15 protein-coding genes are annotated in these 19,449 nt (G+C 61.1%); 9 read left to right on the top strand and 6 right to left on the bottom strand.

The window, feature by feature from the left end:
• Positions 1-56 precede the first annotated feature (56 nt).
• From R3E82_20895 to R3E82_20885, 3 genes are all read left to right on the top strand, one after another.
• Positions 57-1,346 (top strand): FAD-dependent oxidoreductase, encoded by a 1,290-nt coding sequence (locus tag R3E82_20895; protein MEZ5553352.1) that lies wholly within the window; start codon positions 57-59, stop codon positions 1,344-1,346.
• A 43-nt stretch (positions 1,347-1,389) separates the two neighbouring features.
• A complete protein-coding gene (locus R3E82_20890) occupies positions 1,390-2,793 on the top strand; it encodes a Na+/H+ antiporter NhaC family protein (protein ID MEZ5553351.1) in 1,404 nt (467 codons plus the stop codon).
• 138 nt (positions 2,794-2,931) lie between these two features.
• Positions 2,932-3,333: a MerC domain-containing protein gene (locus R3E82_20885; GenBank protein ID MEZ5553350.1), complete on the top strand. Its 402-nt coding sequence runs from the start codon at positions 2,932-2,934 to the stop codon at positions 3,331-3,333.
• A gap of 27 nt (positions 3,334-3,360) precedes the next feature.
• Here the strand turns inward: R3E82_20885 and R3E82_20880 are convergent, their stop codons facing one another.
• Together R3E82_20880 and R3E82_20875 are read right to left on the bottom strand one after the other, a co-directional pair.
• Positions 3,361-3,930, bottom strand: a complete 570-nt coding sequence (locus tag R3E82_20880; GenBank protein MEZ5553349.1) for a DUF6702 family protein — start codon at positions 3,928-3,930, stop codon at positions 3,361-3,363.
• A gap of 43 nt (positions 3,931-3,973) precedes the next feature.
• Positions 3,974-6,490, bottom strand: a complete 2,517-nt coding sequence (locus tag R3E82_20875; protein ID MEZ5553348.1) for a M1 family metallopeptidase — start codon at positions 6,488-6,490, stop codon at positions 3,974-3,976.
• A gap of 71 nt (positions 6,491-6,561) precedes the next feature.
• Here R3E82_20875 and R3E82_20870 point away from each other — a divergent pair, with 71 nt between their 5' ends.
• Together R3E82_20870 and R3E82_20865 are read left to right on the top strand one after the other, a co-directional pair.
• Positions 6,562-7,029, top strand: a complete 468-nt coding sequence (locus R3E82_20870; GenBank protein MEZ5553347.1) for a glutathione peroxidase — start codon at positions 6,562-6,564, stop codon at positions 7,027-7,029.
• A 104-nt stretch (positions 7,030-7,133) separates the two neighbouring features.
• Positions 7,134-9,656 carry a response regulator gene (locus tag R3E82_20865; protein ID MEZ5553346.1) on the top strand — a complete coding sequence of 841 codons (2,523 nt, stop codon included), beginning with the start codon at positions 7,134-7,136 and terminating at the stop codon, positions 9,654-9,656.
• On the opposite strand, the gene R3E82_20860 is transcribed toward R3E82_20865, so the two are convergent.
• The gene (locus tag R3E82_20860; protein MEZ5553345.1) at positions 9,610-10,779 is read right to left on the bottom strand and encodes a PQQ-dependent sugar dehydrogenase; all 1,170 of its coding nucleotides are present in this window, start codon (positions 10,777-10,779) and stop codon (positions 9,610-9,612) included. The two genes, R3E82_20865 and R3E82_20860, sit on opposite strands and share 47 nt — an antisense overlap.
• A 108-nt stretch (positions 10,780-10,887) precedes the next feature.
• On the opposite strand from R3E82_20860, the gene R3E82_20855 reads away from it, so the two are divergent.
• Positions 10,888-11,358 carry a hypothetical protein gene (locus R3E82_20855; GenBank protein MEZ5553344.1) on the top strand — a complete coding sequence of 157 codons (471 nt, stop codon included), beginning with the start codon at positions 10,888-10,890 and terminating at the stop codon, positions 11,356-11,358.
• The gene (locus R3E82_20850; protein MEZ5553343.1) at positions 11,355-12,899 is read left to right on the top strand and encodes an AbgT family transporter; all 1,545 of its coding nucleotides are present in this window, start codon (positions 11,355-11,357) and stop codon (positions 12,897-12,899) included. Before R3E82_20855 ends, R3E82_20850 begins: the two co-directional genes overlap by 4 nt.
• 50 nt (positions 12,900-12,949) lie before the next feature.
• On the opposite strand, the gene R3E82_20845 is transcribed toward R3E82_20850, so the two are convergent.
• Together R3E82_20845 and R3E82_20840 are read right to left on the bottom strand one after the other, a co-directional pair.
• A complete protein-coding gene (locus R3E82_20845) occupies positions 12,950-13,630 on the bottom strand; it encodes a hypothetical protein (GenBank protein ID MEZ5553342.1) in 681 nt (226 codons plus the stop codon).
• A gap of 40 nt (positions 13,631-13,670) precedes the next feature.
• Positions 13,671-13,973 (bottom strand): DUF6316 family protein, encoded by a 303-nt coding sequence (locus R3E82_20840; GenBank protein ID MEZ5553341.1) that lies wholly within the window; start codon positions 13,971-13,973, stop codon positions 13,671-13,673.
• A 187-nt stretch (positions 13,974-14,160) separates the two neighbouring features.
• Between R3E82_20840 and R3E82_20835 the strand changes: the two genes are divergently transcribed.
• Together R3E82_20835 and R3E82_20830 are read left to right on the top strand one after the other, a co-directional pair.
• Positions 14,161-16,521, top strand: coding sequence for a patatin-like protein (locus tag R3E82_20835; protein MEZ5553340.1), 2,361 nt, complete (start codon positions 14,161-14,163; stop codon positions 16,519-16,521).
• Positions 16,518-17,879 carry an MATE family efflux transporter gene (locus R3E82_20830; GenBank protein ID MEZ5553339.1) on the top strand — a complete coding sequence of 454 codons (1,362 nt, stop codon included), beginning with the start codon at positions 16,518-16,520 and terminating at the stop codon, positions 17,877-17,879. Before R3E82_20835 ends, R3E82_20830 begins: the two co-directional genes overlap by 4 nt.
• On the opposite strand, the gene R3E82_20825 is transcribed toward R3E82_20830, so the two are convergent.
• On the bottom strand, positions 17,866-19,293 hold the full coding sequence (locus tag R3E82_20825; protein MEZ5553338.1) for a M20/M25/M40 family metallo-hydrolase: 1,428 nt from the start codon (positions 19,291-19,293) through the stop codon (positions 17,866-17,868). The two genes, R3E82_20830 and R3E82_20825, sit on opposite strands and share 14 nt — an antisense overlap.
• Between the last annotated feature and the right edge of the window lie 156 nt (positions 19,294-19,449).

Below are 19,449 nucleotides of genomic sequence, written 5' to 3'. Positions count from 1 at the left end.
TTGCGCAGAGCAGGTTCGAGCGGAGCCCTGCAACAGGAGCGTTGTCGAGAGCGTCTATGTCTGCCAGTCACCCCAGTTATCTGAGTCCTTCGGGATGGAACGCTCTGCTGCCTCAGCGCGAAGGCGTGCGGATGCTGGCTGGTGATATCAGCTGCGACCTGGCAATTGTGGGCGCGGGCTACACCGGCATTGCCGCGGCGCGGCGCTGGCTTGCTCTGCGCCCGGATGATTCGGTGGTCATTGTCGATGCCAGTGACCTGGGTGAGGGCAACCCGGGGCGCAATTCGGGGTTTCTGCTGGAGATCGCCCTGGCGGACGATGCGGACCCGCAGGCGCTGACCCGAATGCGGGAATGCAATCGGCTCATCGGCGCAACCCTCGAGGAGATGACAGCGCTGGTGCGGGAAGCCACCCCCTCCTGCGACCTGCACAGAACGGGCACCTACCGCGCGGCCGCTGGAGCGGCCGGTATCGAGGCCCTCGGGCGCTATGAACAATTTCTCGAAGGGATGGGCCTGCCCTGGGAGCGTCTCGACCGGCAGCAGCTGGCTTCGCGCATCGGCACCGGCTTCTATGCTGCCGGCCTGTACTCGCCCCACTGTTATCTGGCCCAGCCGGCCGCGCTGATACGCGGTCTGGCTGCGACGCTCCCGGCCGGCGTATCGATCTACGAGCGCAGTCCGGCGCGCGAGCTCCAGCGTGAAGCCAGACACTGGTGTCTGCGCAGCGATGCAGGCCGGGTGCGTGCGCGGACCGTGATGCTGGCGAACAATGCTTTCGCGAAAGGACTTGGCGTCGGCGCATCGCGCATGGTGGCCATGTATACCTACGCAGGGTTGACGGAGCCCTTGAGCGCCTCGCAACTCGCGACCCTGGGAGCAGACACCCGCTGGGGGCTGCTGCCGGCGCATCGGCTGGGCAGCACCCTGCGTCGCACGGCGGATGGACGCCTGCTGGTGCGCTCGTTTTATGGCTACGAAAGAGAACGGCCCACGGCCCAGGTCAGCGCCCAGTTGCGCGCTGCACTCGCGAGACGGTTTCCGGAGCTCGAACTGCCGCCCTTTGCTTCCGTGTGGGGTGGCGCCACGGGTTTTACCTACAATGGCGGACCGATCTGGGGAGAGGTTGAACCGGGACTGTTCGTCTCGGCGGGCTGCAACGGCGGCGGGGTGGTGAAAGGCACACTCTTCGGCACGGCGCTGGCCGAACTCGCTGCCGGTCACACACCACCCGATATTGCCGGACTGTTCGGGCGCGCCAGGTGGATGCCACCGGAACCGCTGCGACGCCTCGGCTTCAATCTGATCTCGCGGCTCGAACTGAGAACCGGTGGTATGGAACAGTAGTGGATGCCGCCACGGCACCGATAAACAGGGTGGATCGACAGGCATGGAAGTAACCCAGTTCGGCGCCCTGTCACTGCTGCCCGCCAGCGTTGCGATCCTGCTGGCCTTTCTTACCCGCAACACCGTGTTCTCCCTCGCCGTGGCCTGCCTTGTCGGGGTGCTGGCAGCGGGTCAGGGGCTGATGGGTTTTCCGGATCTGCTCAAGAACGCCCTGGGCACCACGGCGTTTTCCTGGATCCTGCTGCTCGAACTGTTTATCGGCGTGACCATTGCTTTCTTCCAGCGCACGGGCGCGATCCGCAATTTCAGCGCCTGGGTGGAAGGCCTGAGCCTGACCCGGGTGCGCGTGCAGCTGATCGCCTGGTTCATGGGCATGTTCGTGTTTTTCAGCGACTACTTCAGTCCACTGTTTGTCGGCTCCACCATGCGGGGACTGTCTGATCGCTTCAACATCTCCAGGGAGAAGCTTGCCTATATCGCCGACTCGACCTCTGCACCGGTGAGCGTACTGGTGCCGATCACGGGCTGGGCGGTGTTCATTGCCGGTCTGCTGATCGGCATGGGCCCGGTGCAGACGCCTGAGGATGCGATGGGTGTGTTCGTGTCTTCGATTCCGTTCAATTTTTACGCGCTGCTGGCGGTGCTGATGGTGGGCGCGATTGCCGCTCGGGTCATCCCTGAGTTCGGGCCGATGCGCGCGGCGGAAGAGCGGGCGCAGACGACCGGTCAGGTCCTGCGGGATGGTGCGGACCCGCTGATGGGCGAGGAGCTCACTGAGATCGAACCCTATCCGGGCGTGCGTACCAGCCTGTGGTGGAATTTTTTTGTACCGGTGGCGGTGGTGATTGCCGTCGGTATCGGCTCATTCATACTGACCCGTTCGGCGCTCACCATGGAGGCCTTCCTGCTGTCTTCAGTGATCGCGGGCGTCATCATGCGGGCCCAGGGCATACCCTTCGCGGATGTGATGAAGACCGCCATGCAGGGCATCAAGGGTGTCATGCCCGCGGTGATCATCCTCGCCTTCGCCTATGCGTTGAATGACCTGTCGAAAGCACTTGGAACGGCCGAGTACATCGTCTCCGCCACTGATGGCTGGCTGACAGCGGCGCTGCTGCCGGCGTTGACCTTTCTCATTGCCGGGGTGATCGCCTTCTCCACCGGCACCTCCTGGGGCACATTTGCCATCATGATGCCCATCGCCGTACCGATCGCGTTCACTTTTACCGGCGATACCACCGGTACCCTCGTTTATGCCACCGTGGCGGCCGTCGCAGGCGGCGGCGTGTTTGGCGATCACTGTTCGCCGCTCTCAGACACCTCGATTCTGGCGTCCACCGGAGCGGCATCAGATCATATCGATCACATCCGCACCCAGATTCCGTACGCCTTTCTCATCGGCGTGTTGAGTCTGCTGGCCTATCTGGGAATTGGCTACTGGAGCTGACAGGGAGGCATCGGGCAATACACGGACATTGATCCGGGGACGGACACTGCGGGTGTGGCACGTGGGTGCAAACTGGCGAGGCCCTCGGAGGCCGTGGTATAACCCGCTCCCTTTTTGCGCTTGTGCGGATTCTTCCAGGTGAGCGACGTTCACAGCCACAAAATCGATCGTCTGGCGATCGCCCTTTCCGCTCTGTGTCTGGTGCACTGCCTGGCTTTACCGCTGGCGCTGCTCGGTGCGCCGGTGCTGGCAACCTGGATGACGGGTACCGAAACTCTCGTGCACTGGGTGCTGCTCGCGTTCGCGGTGCCGCTGTCGATCTGGGCGTTTGTGCGCGGGTATCGCAATCATGGGGATCGCTTCGCGAGCTGGACGGGCGGAATCGGCCTTACCCTCATGTTTCTCGGTGTATCGCACCTGTTTGCTGAAGATCTGGAGATACCGCTGACCCTGATCGGGGTGGTGCTGGTCACCGTCGCCCATCTGCGCAATATCCGCAATTGCCGTGTGGCCCATTCCCATTCAGAACCGGCCCATTGATCGCTGGCCGGGTGAGCGCCGGGCGCCTCAGAATCTGATCGACTGAGTCGGCGTGTCGGCTCGGAAGGTGAGGGTGGAGATCCGTCCCTTGCGTTCGATGTTGACCGTGTTCACCTGATCCGGCCAGATGTCCTGCAGCGCGCGCTGACTCACCTGCAGCCCGGAGATGGGGGTAGCCGGGAGGGCGATGGCCTGGTAAACCCACAGGGAGTCGTCTTCGATTTCGGCGCCGATCAGCCGCAGCGGCAGTGGCCGCACATTTTCATCAGGACTTTTATTGCCGTTCAGCGTGTCGGAGTCGTCCAGGACACCAAGTTCAAAGCGTTCATGCACATAGACAGCGAACCGCTGCCGATCTTCCACCGAATCGAACAGATCCGCGCCCCGGCCCATGAGTTCGGTGAGCGCGTGTTCGGCGTCATGCAGATAGAAGCGGTGCATGACTTCGATGCGGCCGCTGTGGTCGTTGAACAGCAGGGTCGTGATGGCGACACGCAGGCGATGGGCGTCTGCGGTTGTTGCAGCGAAGGTTGTGCACAGCACCAGCGCTACCGCGATCAGTGAGCGCAGCGCTGAGCATCCGACGGGTCGCAGCATCAGCTCAACACTCTGCGCGCCAGGGTACCGGTCACGGGACATATCAGCCTGACGGAGGGGATTTGAGCATGGGCACCGCTTCATCCGCACTGCCTTTACGCAGCGGGGCGGCATCCGGCCCGTCGGTCTTGGATCCATCCAGTTTCAACTCGGTCTTGATGTCCTGCATCAGGTCGCGTTCGGGAATGGGTGTGGGTGCATCGGGCATATCGAAGAGTTCCAGGCGCGACGGCAGGATGCGTCGTGGATAGTGATTGTTGGACTGGTCCACATCAGCAGTCTCCCAGTGCGGGTCCACTTCGACACCGGTAAGAACGCCGCTGCGGGCGATCAGTTTGTTGACCTGGGCTGCGTTGCGCCGCCAGATCTCGGCGGGCAGATGCAGATCTTCAGCCGAGCCGTCCTGATAGTGCAGACGCAGGATAATCGGCATCACCAGACCGCCGCGGTTGGAAAATTCCAGCATGTAGTAATTCAGGTCGTCCGCGATCGCTTTCTCCAGCACGCGTTTTTTCCAGTCCGGTGTGCTGTTTTTCGGATCCTCGAGACTCTTCAGATACTCGGCATAGGCGTTGCGATCCTTGTTACTTACCGTAAAGGGATCGTTTTCGTTGTAGAAATCCAGCAGTTCGGGCATGCGCTCGGTACGTTTGGGCTTCCCTTCGGCGGCATTGTTGAGGTCGGTGCGGGAAACGGGTTCGTCGAGATACTGTTCCCGCAGCCAGGGATATTCCACATCGGGGTTTTTCGTGTTCACTTTCAGATGAGTCACCCGATCGATGGAAATGTCCACATGGTCGGTGGAATAGAACCAGCCGCGCCAGAACCAGTCGAGGTCAGTGCCGGAAGACTCTTCGATGGTCCGGAACAGGTCGACGGGCGTTGGACGCCTGAACATCCAGCGCTGTGCATACTCACGGAAGGCTACATCGAAGCGTTCTCTGCCAATCACCGTTTCACGCAGTATGTTGAGCGCGGTGGCCGGTTTCGCATAGGCGTTGTTGCCGAACTGCAGCAGCGACTCGGAGTTGGTCATGATCGGAACCTGGATATCGCCTTTCATGAAATCGACGATCCAGCGTGCTTCTCCGCGCTCGGACGGGTAATCGACCTCCCACTCTTGCTCTGCGATGAACTGCAGGAAGGTGTTCAGGCCTTCGTCCATCCACGTCCACTGACGCTCGTCCGAATTGACCACCATCGGAAAGTAGGTGTGGCCGATCTCGTGTATCACCACACCGATCAGAAACTGCTTTTCGCCCCGGGAGTAGGTACGTTCGCCATCCTCCTGCAGCTCGGTGCGCGGGCCGTTGAAGGTGATCATCGGATATTCCATACCGCCCACCGGACCGTTGACCGATTGCGCGGTCGGATAGGGGTAGGGAAACGAAAACCGGGAATAGACCTCCATGGTGTGAATCACCGCCTGGGTGGAATAGCGCGACCACAGCGGATCACCTTCTTTCGGGAAGAAGGACATGGCCATCACAAAGGGTGTGTCGCGATCGTTCTGCTGGTAGCCCTGGGCGTCCCAGATGAACTTGCGGGAAGAAGCCCAGGCAAAATCCCTTACATTGTCTGCTTTGAAACGCCAGGTACGGGTCCCGGTGGCGCGATCCTTTTCATTCTCCAGTGCTTCTTCCGGTGTCACGATATACACCGGGCGGGAAGCGTTCTCTGCGTCCTTGAGACGTGCCCGCTGGGCGCTGCTCAGTACCTGGCCCGCATTCTGTAACACGCCGGTGGACGATACGATGTGGTCGGCCGGCACCGTGATGGAAACATCATAGTTACCGAATTCCAGGGTGAACTCGCCGTTACCGAGGAATTCCTTGTTATGCCAGCCTTCATAGTCGGAGTAGGCGGTCAGACGTGGATACCACTGGGCGACGAGGAATATGTCGTTGCCGTCTTCGGGGAAGTGCTCGTAACCGGCCCGGGCGTTCACGGCGTCCTCTTCCACCATGTTGTAGTGCCAGTCGATGCTGAACTTCGTGCTGGCGCCGGGCTTCAGTGGTTCGGGAAGGTCGACGCGTAACAGAGTGCCAACCACAGCATGGGCCAGGGGTGTACTGCCGGCGGCCACACGGGTGATTTTGTGGCCGCCGTCGAAGTCGCGCAGAAACTGCAGGCGTCGCAGTTCACCGAATGTCAGCTTACCCGGCTCGGCGATTGTGCGGGTGCGATCATCCATCGACGCTTCGCTGAAACGGTTCTGATCCAGCTGCAGCCAGAGATAGCGAAGCGAGTCTGGTGATCGGTTGTGGTAGGTGATCGTTTCCGAGCCGCTGAGCTGGCGGGCGTCTTCATCGAGGGCAATTTCGATCCGGTAGTCGACCTGCTGCTGCCAGTAGGCGTGCCCGGGTGCACCGGACGCGGTGCGGTAGATGTTGGGTGTCGGCCAGATGTCCTCGAGCTGGCGGAAGCTGTCGATGAAGGTGCCCTTCGTCTGTTTCACCAGCAGTGTGTCGGCCGGCGCCAGCCCGGGGAGCGCTGCCAGCAGGATCAGTCCGAGCAGTGGGCCGACCGCGGCAGGGAGTGAGGGTGAAGAGACGGGCATGGCGACCACCTGAGTTCTGTTGGCGGATGGTTGGGGTTATGATCGGGCACCGAACTCGAGGAGAGATGGCAATGACCGATTTTCACAACATCGAAATGAATGACATCAATGGTGAGCGGGTGAGTTTAGCGGACTTTCAGGGAAAGCTCTGCCTGATCGTCAACGTCGCCAGTCGCTGAGGACTGACACCACAGTACGCAGGTCTGCGTACCCTTCAGGAGACCCACGCAAGCAAGGGATTTTCGGTACTCGGCTTCCCCTGCAACCAGTTCGGTGCCCAGGAACCCGGCAGCGATGCCGAAATTCTGGAATTCGCCACATCGAAGTACGACGTGAACTTTCCGCTGTTTTCGAAGATCGAGGTCAATGGTACCGGTGCCTGCGATCTCTATGAGTTCCTGAAAAAGGGCAAACCCGGCGACATCGCCTGGAACTTCACCAAGTTTCTGGTGGATGGCCAGGGCAAGGTCGTTGATCGCTTCGAGCCGAAAACCACCCCGGAAGAGATCGAGGCTCGGATTGCCGAACTGCTCGGCTGATTCCGGGCGGTCAGAGTTCACAGTTTCAGCGTCTGCCTTCGGGGTCCAGGTGTGAATCCTGGCCCCCGGGGGATCCTCTTCTAGACTGAAGAAGAGGTAAAAACATGGCGACGGTCCGACCGATCCTGCTCGAGCGCCTGCTGGCGAATCCTGTGCTGCACTATCGGGCGGTCGGCATCCTCGCAGTCGTGGCCATTTTCCTGGCTGGCTGGCTCGGCAGCACCTACACCACCCGCACCCTGCTGGACTGGTCGGTGTATGGGGTGATGATTGCCGGATTCGCCTTGGTGGTCGGGCTGACATTTGTCCGGCACATAGCGGTCCGGCATCTGGAGCTGGTGTGGGTCTGGCTGCTGGCGTGGGGTGCCATGTCGCAGACCATCCACAATTACCAGCAGAATCTGAGCTTCGAGGCAGCGCTGCAGAGTTTCATTTACACCGCTGCCGCTGCCGCCACACTGCAGCGGGTGTCGCACCTGCGGATCTTCCTGGGACTGGCGGCAATCAACGTTACCGGTACTGTTCTGATGCTGCCGGAGCCTGTGGTATCCGGCATGTTCTTTCTGTCCCAGATGCTGCCGTTCATCGGTTTTCTCTATCTCATCCTTGCTTCCGCCATTCTCAGCAGGTCGCAGCGCCTTGAAGCCGAAAACCGGTTGCTGTTGAGCGAGCGCACGCTGCAGCGGGCCCAGCGGGTACTGCGGGTCGGGAACTGGGAGTACTACCCGGGTGGAAGACTGCAGTTCAGTGATTCGCTGTGGGAGATTCTGGCACGACCACCGCTGCCTTCTCTGCTGATCTCTGATGCCATCGACATGATGGCGGTACCGGCGGAACAGCCCGTGCTGCTGGCACACCTGGAAAGTCTGCAGTCGGGTGTCGCGCGCGACTTCGAGATGCAGTGCGCGGTTCTCAGTGGTGAGGGTCAGTGTATCGACATCCGCGTCATCGGCCAGCGCGGGAGTGGAGATGTGCAAATATTCGGCACAGTGCAGGACATCTCGCACCAGGCGGAACAGACCCGGCTGTTGAATGAAGCGCGTCTGGCGGCAGAATCCGCCGCCGCCGCCAGGACCCAGTTTCTGGCCAACATGTCACACGAGATCCGCACACCAATGAACGGTGTGATCGGAATGACGTCGCTTCTCGGTGGCACTGAGTTGAACCACCAGCAGAAGGATTACGTGGAGACGATTCGTGCCAGCGGGGAGTCTCTGCTGCATATCATCAACTCGATTCTCGACTTCTCCAAAGTGGACGCGGGTCAGATCCAGCTGGAGAGTCATGCCTTCGATCTGGAAGCCTGTCTTGCAGACGCACTCGACGTGGTACTCCCCTCCGCCATGGAGAAAGATCTCGAACTGCTGTTTGATTGGGATCTTGACCTGCCCGAGCACTACATCGGTGACAGTTCCCGCATCCGTCAGGTGGTGATCAATCTCCTCGGTAATGCGGTGAAGTTCACCGACAGAGGCGAGGTCTGTCTGGCTGTGCGGGAACAGGATTCAAAACCCCGGGCTGCGCCTGCTGAAGAGGGGCGGGAGATTTGTCTGCTGGAGATCGCCGTGATCGACAGTGGCCTGGGGATACCGAAAGAGCAGATCGATCGGGTGTTTGATGCTTTCACGCAGGCGGATGCTTCCACCACCCGGCGTTTCGGTGGCACCGGTCTGGGTCTGAGCATCACCCGGGAACTCGTCCACCTGATGGGTGGTGAGATTGAAGTCAGCAGCGAGTACGGGCGTGGCTCGACCTTCCGCTGTCTGCTGCCGATGCAGGTTACTGCGGGTACCCGTACCGAATCGCTCGAGACGCTTCGGGGTTGCCGTGTGCTCGCGGTCGATGACAATCAGACCAATCGTCGGGTCCTGGAGAGCTATCTGACCCGGCTGGGTATGAACGCCCGGGTACTGGAGGATCCCCGGGGGCTGCTCGATGCCTATCTGGCAGATACTGACTGCCGGATGCTGATTTTGGACATGCACATGCCGGGCATGGACGGTGTTGAACTGGCGCGGGCGCTTCGCGCAATCCCCGACAGGCGGCCGCTGCTCATCCTGCTTTCTTCGCTGGGCGACGGACAGCACGGTGAACTGTTTGACTATACCTTCACAAAACCGATCCGACCCCGGCAGCTCACTGATGCACTGATCAGTCTGTTACAGGAGAAGGATGCAGGCGGACCGCCCGAGCGCCTGCCTGCAGAATCCTCGAACACTTACCGGTTCAGTGTGCTGGTTGCCGAGGACAATCTGGTGAATCAGAAGGTTGCCCAGGGACTGCTCTCACGTCTCGGGGTAAAAGCCGATGTGGTGGCAAACGGTCGGGAAGCGGTGGAAATGCTCAGTCAGCGGCATTACGACGTGGTGTTCATGGATGTGCAGATGCCTGAGGTGGATGGACTGGAAGCCACGCGGCTGGTGCGTGAGAACCCGGACATGAGCCAGCCGCACATCATCGCGATGACGGCCAACGCCATGCAGAGTGATCGGGAAGAGTGCCTGGCCGCCGGTATGGACGACTTTCTCACCAAGCCCGTACGCCTGCAGGCGCTCTCGGAAGTCCTTGCCCGGGCCGATGTCAGTCTGCGCGAACCCGGATCAGCGATCCGGGAGATCCGTCCGTGAGCAGGTAGATCAGTCCATCCGGCCCGACCCGTACATCGCGGATGCGGGCGCCGATTTCACTGAACAGGGATTCCTCCTCGAGAGGACCACTCGCCAGGTTCTCACCCGCACCTGAACTCAGGCGGCGGATTTCCCGATCCACCAGTGCGCCGACCAGCAGACTGCCATTCCACTCCGGAAACGCATCACCGCGATAGACGGCGAAACCCGAAGGTGCGATCGAAGGCACCCAGTAGTGCAGAGGCTGCTCCATCCCGGCGTATTCGGTGAAAGGCGAAACATAGGCGCCACTGTAGTCGAGGCCGTAGGTGATGGCCGGCCAGCCATAATTCAGTCCAGGCGCCAGCACGTTGACCTCATCGCCGCCCCGCGGGCCGTGCTCGTGCAGATAGACAGTGCCGGTGGCGGGATCCAGCGCCAGGCCCTGGGGATTGCGGTGGCCATAGGTCCACACCGCAGGATGGCCGCCTTTGCCATCCGCGAAGGGGTTATCGGCCGGCAGACTGCCATCGGTGCGTATGCGCACCGTCTTGCCGAGCAGCGCCCGGGTATTCTGGGCCTGTTCCCGGTAGTCGAAGCCGTCACCTGTGGTGAGCAGCAGGGTGCCATCGGGGAGGAACAGCATCCGGCCGCCGTAGTGCTGGGGGGTGTCTTTGCTGGGACTGGCTGTGAAGATGGCCTCTACGTCGGTCAGACTGTTGTCCTGTAAACGGGCACGCACAACCCGGGTGGCGTTGGCCGACATGTCGCCGTGGGCAAATGACAGATAGATCCGCTGATTGCCCGGAAAATCCGGATCGAGGATCACATCGAACAGGCCGCCCTGGCCGGCGAAAAAAACAGGTGGCACATTGGCAATCGGCTCCCCGACAGCGCCGGAGGTCGAAACCCGACGCAGTGTTCCCGCGCGCCCGGTGACGAGGAAGTCACCACCCGGCAGAAAGGCCACGCACCAGGGGTTTGCGAGATTGTCGGTCACGGTTTCGAGCCGATACGCACTGGCGGCCGTGGCAGCAAGGATCGCGGCGGCGGCCACAAATCCTGCAGCGACTGCTGCCAGCGACCGGTTCCGGGTGCGCCGGGTGGTGTTCCGGCAGGGGAGCAGGAGTCTGTTTGTTTGCACTTTTGTTTGCACTATAGGGATGACAGCCAACAGGAAGCCGTTATCCTAGTAGCCCGTCGTCAGCATTGATAGGCCTCGATTCCACAGGCCGCAGTTCAGGGGAAACAGATGATTCGATCGCTCGGTGCCTTTCTGCTCGCACTGCTCACCGCCTACATCGTCGGCGCGGCAGCGGCGACCCAGGCGGTAATGTCAGCGCTGGGTCAGATGGGGGTCGATGTCAGTATCGCCGATCGTCTGGGTGCCACCCTGCATGATCAGGTCAGCATGTTTGCAACTTACGCGCCGCTGCTCGCGGTCGCGCTCACTGTCGGCCTGCTCGTGGCGGTGCTGATCAGCCGTTTTCTACCCGGATGGCGCAGGGTCGGCTGTGTGCTCGCGGGATTTGTCGCGGTGATCGCCATGCATCTGATCATGCGCCAGGTACTGGATCTTACCCCGGTGGCGGCTGCACGCAGTCCGGCCGGTCTGCTCCTGCAGGGTTTTGCAGGTGCGCTCGGCGGTTATGTGTTCTGGCTGGCCGGCAGCGGCCGTCAGCGAGAGGTTGAGTCGACCGCACAGCAACGCGGCAGCCTGTGAACACCCCGGCTCCCGTATCCCGCGGACTGCAGGTGCGGGCCCTGGACTGGATCGAGCGCGTCGGCAACCGGCTGCCGGATCCCGCACTGCTGTTTCTGCTGCTGCTGATCGCTGTGTGGGTACTTTCGGCGCTGCTTGCCCAGTTCGACTACGCACACATCGATCCACGCAGTGGTGAGCCGGTGACGGTGGTAAACCTGCTCACCGGTGCGTCTCTCGCCAGTTTTCTGTCGACCATGGTAACCACCTTCGTGCAGTTCCACCCTCTGGGGGTGGTGCTGCTCGCCATGCTGGGAATCGGTGTCGCCGACCATACGGGCTTCATCCGCGCGGGACTGCGCGCGCTGCTCGCGGTGACTTCGCGGACACTGCTCACGCCCATGCTGCTGCTGGTTGCCATCGTCAGCCACAGCGCTGCGGACGCGGGCTACGTGCTGGTCATTCCGTTAGGTGCGGTGATCTTCCAGGCCGCGGGGCGCCATCCGCTGGTAGGCATTGCAGTGGCTTTCGCTGGAGTTTCCGGCGGTTTCTCCGCCAATTTCGTGCCGTCCGCACTCGACCCCATGCTGCAGGGCATCAGTCAGGCAGGCGCGCAACTCATTGATCCCGACATCGTGCTGAACCCCCTCAACAACTGGTTTTTCACATCCGCCTCCACACTGCTCATCGTCGGTCTCGGCTGGTACATCACAGACAGGCTGGTTGAGCCCCGGCTGCGCGGACTGACGGTGAATGGTGACGGCGCCCGCAGCGAGGGCATGGAGACTCTGACAGCGGCAGAGCGACGCGGCCTGCGCGCCGGATGTGCGGCCATGGCAATCGGCATCGGCGCGCTGGCACTGAGCGCCTGGCCGGAAACCTCCGCCTGGCGGGCACCGGATGGTGAGCTGGCCGCATCGGCCGCGCCGCTGATGCGCAGCATCGTGCCACTGATCTTCCTGTTGTTCATCATTCCCGGTGTCGTATACGGCTATGTTTCGGGGTCGGTGAAAAGCCACAGGGACATCATCGCGGGCATGACTCAGGCGATGAGCAGCATGGGTTACTACATTGTGATGGCGTTCTTCGCCGCACTCTTCATTGCCGAATTCGGCCGCTCCAACCTCGGTGTGCTGCTCGCGCTGCAGGGAGCCGGCTGGCTGAAGGCGGCGGCAATGCCTGGCTTCATCACCATCATCGCCATGGTGATGATCACGGGGACCATCAATCTGTTTGTGGGCTCAGCCTCGGCTAAATGGGCGTTGCTGGCTCCGATTTTTGTGCCGATGCTGATGCAGCTGGGCATTTCACCGGATCTGACCCAGGCCGCTTACCGGGTGGGGGATTCCTCGACGAACATCATCACCCCGCTGATGCCTTACTTCCCGCTGGTGGTGGTGTTCTGCCAGCGCTATGTGCGGGAGACGGGTATCGGGACCGTGGTTGCCATGATGCTGCCTTACTCAATCGGCTTTCTGCTGCTGTGGACGATGTTTCTACTCGCCTACTGGGCGGTGGGACTGCCGCTGGGCCTTGGTGCAAGTTACAGCTACGGGCTCTGACAGAATCTGCACGGGATTTTCTCTGGTGTCCGTGGAAACGCTCCCGCCAGTCACCGCATTGGTCGATCGTAGGAACGGATTTCGTCACGCACCCTGGCCATCTCGGCGGCGATGGTTTTACTGATGCCGCCGATAACGGCAGTGGCGTCTCCTTCATTGAATGCCCAGGTGGTTCCGGTCCAGAAGCGACGTGTCCTGTTGCCGTCCACGAAGAATGCGTTGACCTCGGCAAACACGGGTTCGTTCTGCTGATACAGGTCGAGCTCGTCTTTGGTGGCTTCGTAATAGGCGTGAAGATCCGGATTGTCCGGGGTGATCCGTCTGTCGCTTTCGATGATGCCCCCCGTGCCGTCTCGAGCCACCCGGTTGATGATCACCACAGCAGCCACATCGTGGCGGTTTGCCGCCCGCACCATGTCTGATGGCCGGGCACGCTTGATGTCGGGAATGTCGGTGCGACTCGCCACCCCGCGGATGTTCTGATCAGCCAGATCGCGCACAAACTGATCTTCGAGCTGCGCGCGTACTTCGGGTGAGTCGACAAAGGCAACGACATAGAGTCCGCTCTGACGGGTGAAATCGGTACTGATGACGTCGGTCCGGGCGGCGCAACCGCTGATGAAGAGCAGCGCGATAAGCAGCGCCAGCTGATTTTTCACCGAAGGGGAGATATCGGGGAGCTGTGCAGACACACGGGAGTCCCGGAGCAGGCGGTCGCTCGAATGTCCCATGCTGCAGCCTGAATGGTCAAGGCTGGCGGAGACCGGTCGTTCAGGCGTCCTTGTCTACCAGCTTGAAATCCGCGAAGGCCCGCTCGCTGGTGCGTGGTTTGACCCTGACCTCTCCGGCGACGCTGTCGAAATAGCTCATTTCGTCTACATAACGCTTGAGCTCGCGTGAGGCGGCTTCCCGGGTCGGAAACGGACCATGGTCTTCCTCGCGGGTCTGGAAAAACCAGTTGCCGTTGAGGCAGAACAGACGATCGCCGGAGCGGAAATGGGTGGCGTGGGTTTTGTCTTTCTTCCTCATATTCGAAGTATGGTTGCGATGGCTGCTCCTGTTTGGGACTTCCATCACATTCCTGTCGCAGATTTCCCCGGCCATCTGCAGCCTGATGGTGAAAACCTCTGCTGTGGTGATTGCTGGTCAATTGGTGTTGAATCCCGACAGTTGCCGGTTCGGGTAGAGTTTCAGCCCAGCAGATTCCGTAAATGTCAGTCGCCTCCCCGATCGGGTGGGCGGCAAAGGCTGAGTCAACTATATGTACAAGCAGGAGCTCCGACTGGCGGTTGTGATTTACGGCGGCGCCTCGCTCGCCGTATACATGCATGGCGTGACCAAGGAACTGCATAAGCTTGTCCGCGCCTCCAAAGCCTTCCACGAACTCGGCCGCGAAAGGGCTCTGAGCAGCCGGTTCGAAGACCTCTTCGATCCACGCGAAGCGGACACCGAATCCGCCTATTTCGAACTGCTGAAGCGGGTGAACCGGCACTGCCACCTGCGGGTGGTTGTGGATGTGGTTGCGGGTGCTTCGGCCGGTGCCATCAACGGCGTGATGCTGGGCAAGGCCATTGCCGAGGATGCCCTGCTCGACGCCCAGACTTCCATGTGGCTCAACGATGCGGATATCGAATCCCTGGGTTTTCCGCATCGCTCATCCTGGCAGAAATGGTATCTGTATCCGCTGCTGAGGGCGCTGAGCTGGTGGCTGCCGAAGGAGATCGGCGGACATGCGGAAACCCGGGAAAAGATCGCCCGCCTCGTGCGATCGTCCTGGTTTCAGCCGCCGTTTTCCGGAGAGCGGCTCTCGGAGCGCTTTTTCGAAGCGCTCCAGGCGCTGATCCGCAGTCGACGGCCGGATTCGACCCTGCTGCCACCCGGTCAGCGCCTGGACGTGTATTCGAGCATTACCGATCTCAATGGCTATCCGAGCAGCACGCGTCTGCACGAAGAACTGGTCGCCAATGACCGCGAGCATGGTGCCTTCTGCCGGCTCTCTTTCCGGGCGCATGCGGATGCTGCCGCGAGCAGTGACTTCCACGATGACAATCTGCCGGCCCTGGTCTGGGCTGCCCGGGCGAGTTCGTCTTATGCCGGCGCGTTTCCCCCCTTCCGGCACGATGAGCTGCGTAACCTGATTGACCGGCTCGGGATCCACTGGAGCCGTGAGAAAAATTTCCTGGAAAACAATCTTTTCACCCGGGATGGTCGACCTGCACACCAGGTATTCGACCCGAAGAACCGTTACTTTGTGGATGGCGGAATCGTCAACAACAAACCTTTCAGTGATGCGATACAGGCACTGGGTCAGCGGCCGGCCGACCGGCGGGTGAATCGCCACATTGTCTATATCGAGCCTGACCCGAATGTTGCCGAACCCGGCGAATCCGGAAAAACACTCAGCTATCTGCGTACGCTGCAGGCCGCACTGTCCACCATTCCGCGCAATCAGCCGATCGTGGAGCAGCTGGGAGAGATCATTGAGCAGGATAAGCGTGTACAGGCGAATCGTCGCATTGTGGAGACCTATGAACCGCGGGTGCTGGCGATGGTACACATGCTCCAGAGTGGACAGGTGCACCAGGAGCTGTCTGCCGATCAGATTGGTTATCTCAGGGTAGGTGTTGCAAGACTTGCCACAAAAGAACTGGGCCTTGCCTTTGAAGCCTATGAGCGGCGACGGGTCTGGCGATTGACGGAAGCACTGATGGAGGAATGGGTGTTGCTGGCCGAGCAGCCGCACCTGCAATCCACCAGAGCAGCCATGATCTCTTCCATCGAACAGTGGTGGGAAGAGGACAACGAAGTCATCGTGCGGACGCAGCAGACCGACTTTCTGGAACGTTTCGATGTCACCTTCCGGATCCGACGCCTCCAGTTTGTGATCCGTCGGCTGAATCAGCATGCGGAGCTCGAGTCGATCGATGCGATCTCCGAAGACGCACTCGGCAGCTTCAAGATCACCGCCTATGGATTTCTCGAAAAGCTGCTCGACATCCGGCGAGCCCGGCTGATCGACGATTCGCTGATCGATCACCTCTATCAATCCGCAAGGCTGATTCCGCTGAACCGGGCACAGACCCGGGAACTCCTCACATCCCTGAGTGCATCAATGGATCTGAATGAACTGGATCAGGAGATCGACGCGGCGTTTTTCCACCTCTGTCAGAGCCTGACTTCCGAGGATCTGCGCAGAGCGTTTGTCGCGGATTATGTCGGCTTCCCGGTATACGACGTGCTGCTCTATTCGCCGGGGCAGAAGGAACAGGGACCGGATCCCCTGACCCGTCTGCGGGTCGAACGGATCAGCCCGAGAGACGCACGCAGCCTCTCCGCAGTGTTCGAAGGGCTGCGCAGCCGGACCTTCATGGGCTTTCTGGGATTCTTCAATCGTGCCTACCGGGAACACGACTATCTGTGGGGTCGTCTGCACGGCGCAGAACGGATGGTCGATCTTCTGAACAATCTGGTTCCCGGCGGTATTGAAAACGCGGCAGCGCTGCGCCTGGATCTGTTCCGTGCGATTGTGCAGCGGGAGAAGCAGCGTCTGTACCGATGCGACGACCTGCTCGCGAATCTGGATGCACTGCTCGCTGAAATGGCTGCCGGCAGCAGGAGTTGAAGCACAGCGGCGCCGATCTCACCAATGGGCCCGTCGGCCCCCATCTGGTCCGTCTGACGATACCCATGTTTCTGGGGATCTCCTCGATGATCATGGCCGCCATGATCGACACCGTCTATGTCGGCTGGATCGGTACTCTGGAGCTGGCCGCGGTGAGCTTCACCTTTCCGCTGGTGATGGCGCTCACCACCCTGCCCATGGGCATCGGAGTGGGTGCGGCGTCGATCATCGCCCGGGTGGTTGGAGAAGGCGATCGGCTGCGCGTGCGTCGATTGTCGACCAACGCACTGCTGCTGGTTGCAGTACTGGTTGCCACGCTGACCGGAATCACGATGTGGGCGATCGAACCGCTGTTTGTGCTGCTGGGCGCAGAAGACGACATCCTGCCGATCGCGGTCATGTATATGAAGGTTTGGCTGTTCGGCCTGCCGGTATTTGCCATACCAATGGTGGCCACCACGCTGATGCGTGCTGTCGGCAACGCGCGCCTGCCGGGTGTGCTGATGACGGTGGGTGCCGGCATGCAGGTGGTGCTCGCCCCGGTGCTGATATTCGGGATACCCGATCTGTGGCCGGGGCTCGGACTGGTGGGTGCTGCCTGGGGATTCGTGTTGTCCCGCATTCTTGTTTTTCTGGCAGCCGTCTTTTTTCTCAGGCGTATGGATCTGCTGAATTTCGAATCCCGTTCGATCGCCGAGCGTATCGACTCCTGGCGGGAGGTATTGCGCATCGGTGTGCCTTCGGTGGCCACCAATCTCATCGGTCCGGTGTCCATGGCAGTGATCGTGGCCATGCTCGCGGAATTCGGTCACGAGGTGGTTGCGGGATTTGGCGTGGCATCCCGTATCGAGTCCCTCGCGACCATGGTTCTCATGGCGCTGTCGGCGAGCACGGGACCCTTCATCGGGCAGAACTGGGGACGCGGTCTGGTGGATCGAATCGAAAGCGCCCAGCGCCTCGCATACCGGTTCTCCTTTGCCTGGGGGATGTTTGCCTTCCTGGTACTGGCCGCGAGTGGGCGTGTGCTGGTGGGGGCGATCAACGAGGATCCCGGGGTGATCGAAGCCACCTACCTGTATCTGCTGCTGGTACCGGTGACCTACGGATTTCTCGGCTCTTCCATGGTGGCGGGGTCGACGTTCATCGCCCTCGGCAAACCGCTGCCACCCCTGGTGTTGAGTGTGGCGCGGATGGCGGTGTTCTATGTGCCCCTGGCGCTGCTGCTGCAGCAGTGGTTCGGTTATGGCGGGATCTTTGCTGCCGCCGGAATCTGCAACCTGCTGCTCGGTGTGCTCAGCGTGGTCTGGGTACGACGCTTCCTGAACACCCGGGCGGCCCAGCGACTCAATCCCGGGTAAACGCCCGAATCAGGTCGAACATCACCCGGGTTCCCCGCTGCATATTCTCCACTGAGATGCGTTCGTCGTTGCCGTGTACGCCGCGACGGTCCTGATCGGGTACCACGAAGGGCCCGAAGCCGTAGCTGACGATGCCGCGATCACGGAAGAAATGGCTGTCCGTGAATCCGGTTGTCACGCCCGGCACCACGCTCGAGCCGGGGAAGTGGCGCTCATACACTGCGAGGATTTCGCGGTACAGGGGCGTGTCCTGGCTGCTCACGGCGGGTGTAAAGCCCATGATCTTCTCGATCTCGATGTTGGGATCGTTGATGATCAGAGCGAGCTCATCGATGAACCGGTGCGGGTCTTCGTCCGGCAGCAGCCGGCAGTCGAGTTCGAGTTTGGCTTCGGTGGGCACTACGTTGATCTTGCTGCTGCCTTCGAGGCGGGTCAGGGAGCAGGTGTTGCGCAGCAGCGCATGGTGGGACGGATTGGTGAGCTGCAGGTACTGCATGAATTCCGCATCCCGCACTGAAGCGCTGATGTCCGCATAGCGGCCGGTCAGGGAACCCTCCTGGTACGGCGCCATGCCTTCGAACATGGCCTGCACGGCAGGCACGACCCGGGCGACGAACTGTGTGCGCGCGAGCCGGTCTCCCGCCCGCAGCAGCCGGGTTACGGCGGTTTCGGTCTGGGGTGTGGAACCATGGCCCGGATTGCCATGGGCAGTCAGCCGCAGCCACAGCGGCACCTTCTGGGTGGTCTCCACACTGAACACGGTGGTCGTGCCTGCCAGGCTGCCACCACCGCCTTCGTTGAGCAGATAGCCGGCGCCTTCAAAAATTTCCGGATGTTCCCGCAGCAGCCAGCCGGCACCGAACTCACCACCGGCTTCTTCGTCTGCTGTCGCAACAAACACCACATCCCGGTTGAGTCGCGCGCCACTCGCATGCAGCGCGAGAAATGCCTGCAGTTGGGCGATCCCGAGCCCCTTCATGTCGAGCGCGCCGCGGCCATAGATGTGGCCGTCGCGGATAGCGCCACTGTAGGGATCGAAAGACCAGTAGCGCCGGTCGGCGGGCACCACGTCCATGTGATTGAGCAGTATCAGCGCAGGCTCATCGCCCCCTTCAAGGCGGGCCCAGATGTTGCCGCGACCGGGTGCGGACTCTGCCATCTCGAAAGAAATTCCGGCCTCATCGAGGATGGCGGCGATGAACTCTGCCCCCCGGGTTTCGTTGCCGGGGGGGTTTTCAGTGTCGATCTGGATGAAGGCGGACAGGCGCTCTGGTGCGGCGGCGGCGAAAGGTTCGATGTCTGACTCCGCCGCGAGGAGCGGTGCCGCTGCCAGCAGCAGGCTGATTGCGAGCGGGCCGGTCCAGGCGAAGTGAATGGCTGACAGGCAACTGAGGCGATGTGTTCGTCTGTGCATGAGGCTCCCCTGTGATGGCCACAGTTTAGCGCAATGCACTGCTCGTGCTCTCGTCAGGTATGGAGCGATCAGTTATCAGTGAGAAGATGGAGGTGGGGCGGCGAAAAGAAACCTCCCTGGAGAGCCCATGGAGCGGCAGCCCAGAAAAAAAGCGGG

The sequence above is a fragment of the Pseudomonadales bacterium genome (assembly GCA_041395945.1).
Lineage (GTDB): Bacteria > Pseudomonadota > Gammaproteobacteria > Pseudomonadales > Azotimanducaceae > SZUA-309.
The sequence above is the reverse complement of the archived record's forward strand: the minus strand, read 5'-3'. Positions and strand labels throughout refer to the sequence as shown.

Excerpts from the sequence above, each read along its gene's own strand:
- R3E82_20880 (MEZ5553349.1), bottom strand. The coding sequence starts at position 3,930 with ATGCTGCGACCCGTCGGATGCTCAGCGCTGCGCTCACTGATCGCGGTA.
- R3E82_20875 (MEZ5553348.1), bottom strand. The coding sequence starts at position 6,490 with ATGCCCGTCTCTTCACCCTCACTCCCTGCCGCGGTCGGCCCACTGCTC.
- R3E82_20895 (MEZ5553352.1), top strand. The coding sequence starts at position 57 with ATGTCTGCCAGTCACCCCAGTTATCTGAGTCCTTCGGGATGGAACGCT.
- R3E82_20890 (MEZ5553351.1), top strand. The coding sequence starts at position 1,390 with ATGGAAGTAACCCAGTTCGGCGCCCTGTCACTGCTGCCCGCCAGCGTT.
- R3E82_20835 (MEZ5553340.1), top strand. The coding sequence starts at position 14,161 with ATGTACAAGCAGGAGCTCCGACTGGCGGTTGTGATTTACGGCGGCGCC.
- R3E82_20865 (MEZ5553346.1), top strand. The coding sequence starts at position 7,134 with ATGGCGACGGTCCGACCGATCCTGCTCGAGCGCCTGCTGGCGAATCCT.
- R3E82_20825 (MEZ5553338.1), bottom strand. The coding sequence starts at position 19,293 with ATGCACAGACGAACACATCGCCTCAGTTGCCTGTCAGCCATTCACTTC.
- R3E82_20845 (MEZ5553342.1), bottom strand. The coding sequence starts at position 13,630 with ATGGGACATTCGAGCGACCGCCTGCTCCGGGACTCCCGTGTGTCTGCA.
- R3E82_20840 (MEZ5553341.1), bottom strand. The coding sequence starts at position 13,973 with ATGGAAGTCCCAAACAGGAGCAGCCATCGCAACCATACTTCGAATATG.
- R3E82_20855 (MEZ5553344.1), top strand. The coding sequence starts at position 10,888 with ATGATTCGATCGCTCGGTGCCTTTCTGCTCGCACTGCTCACCGCCTAC.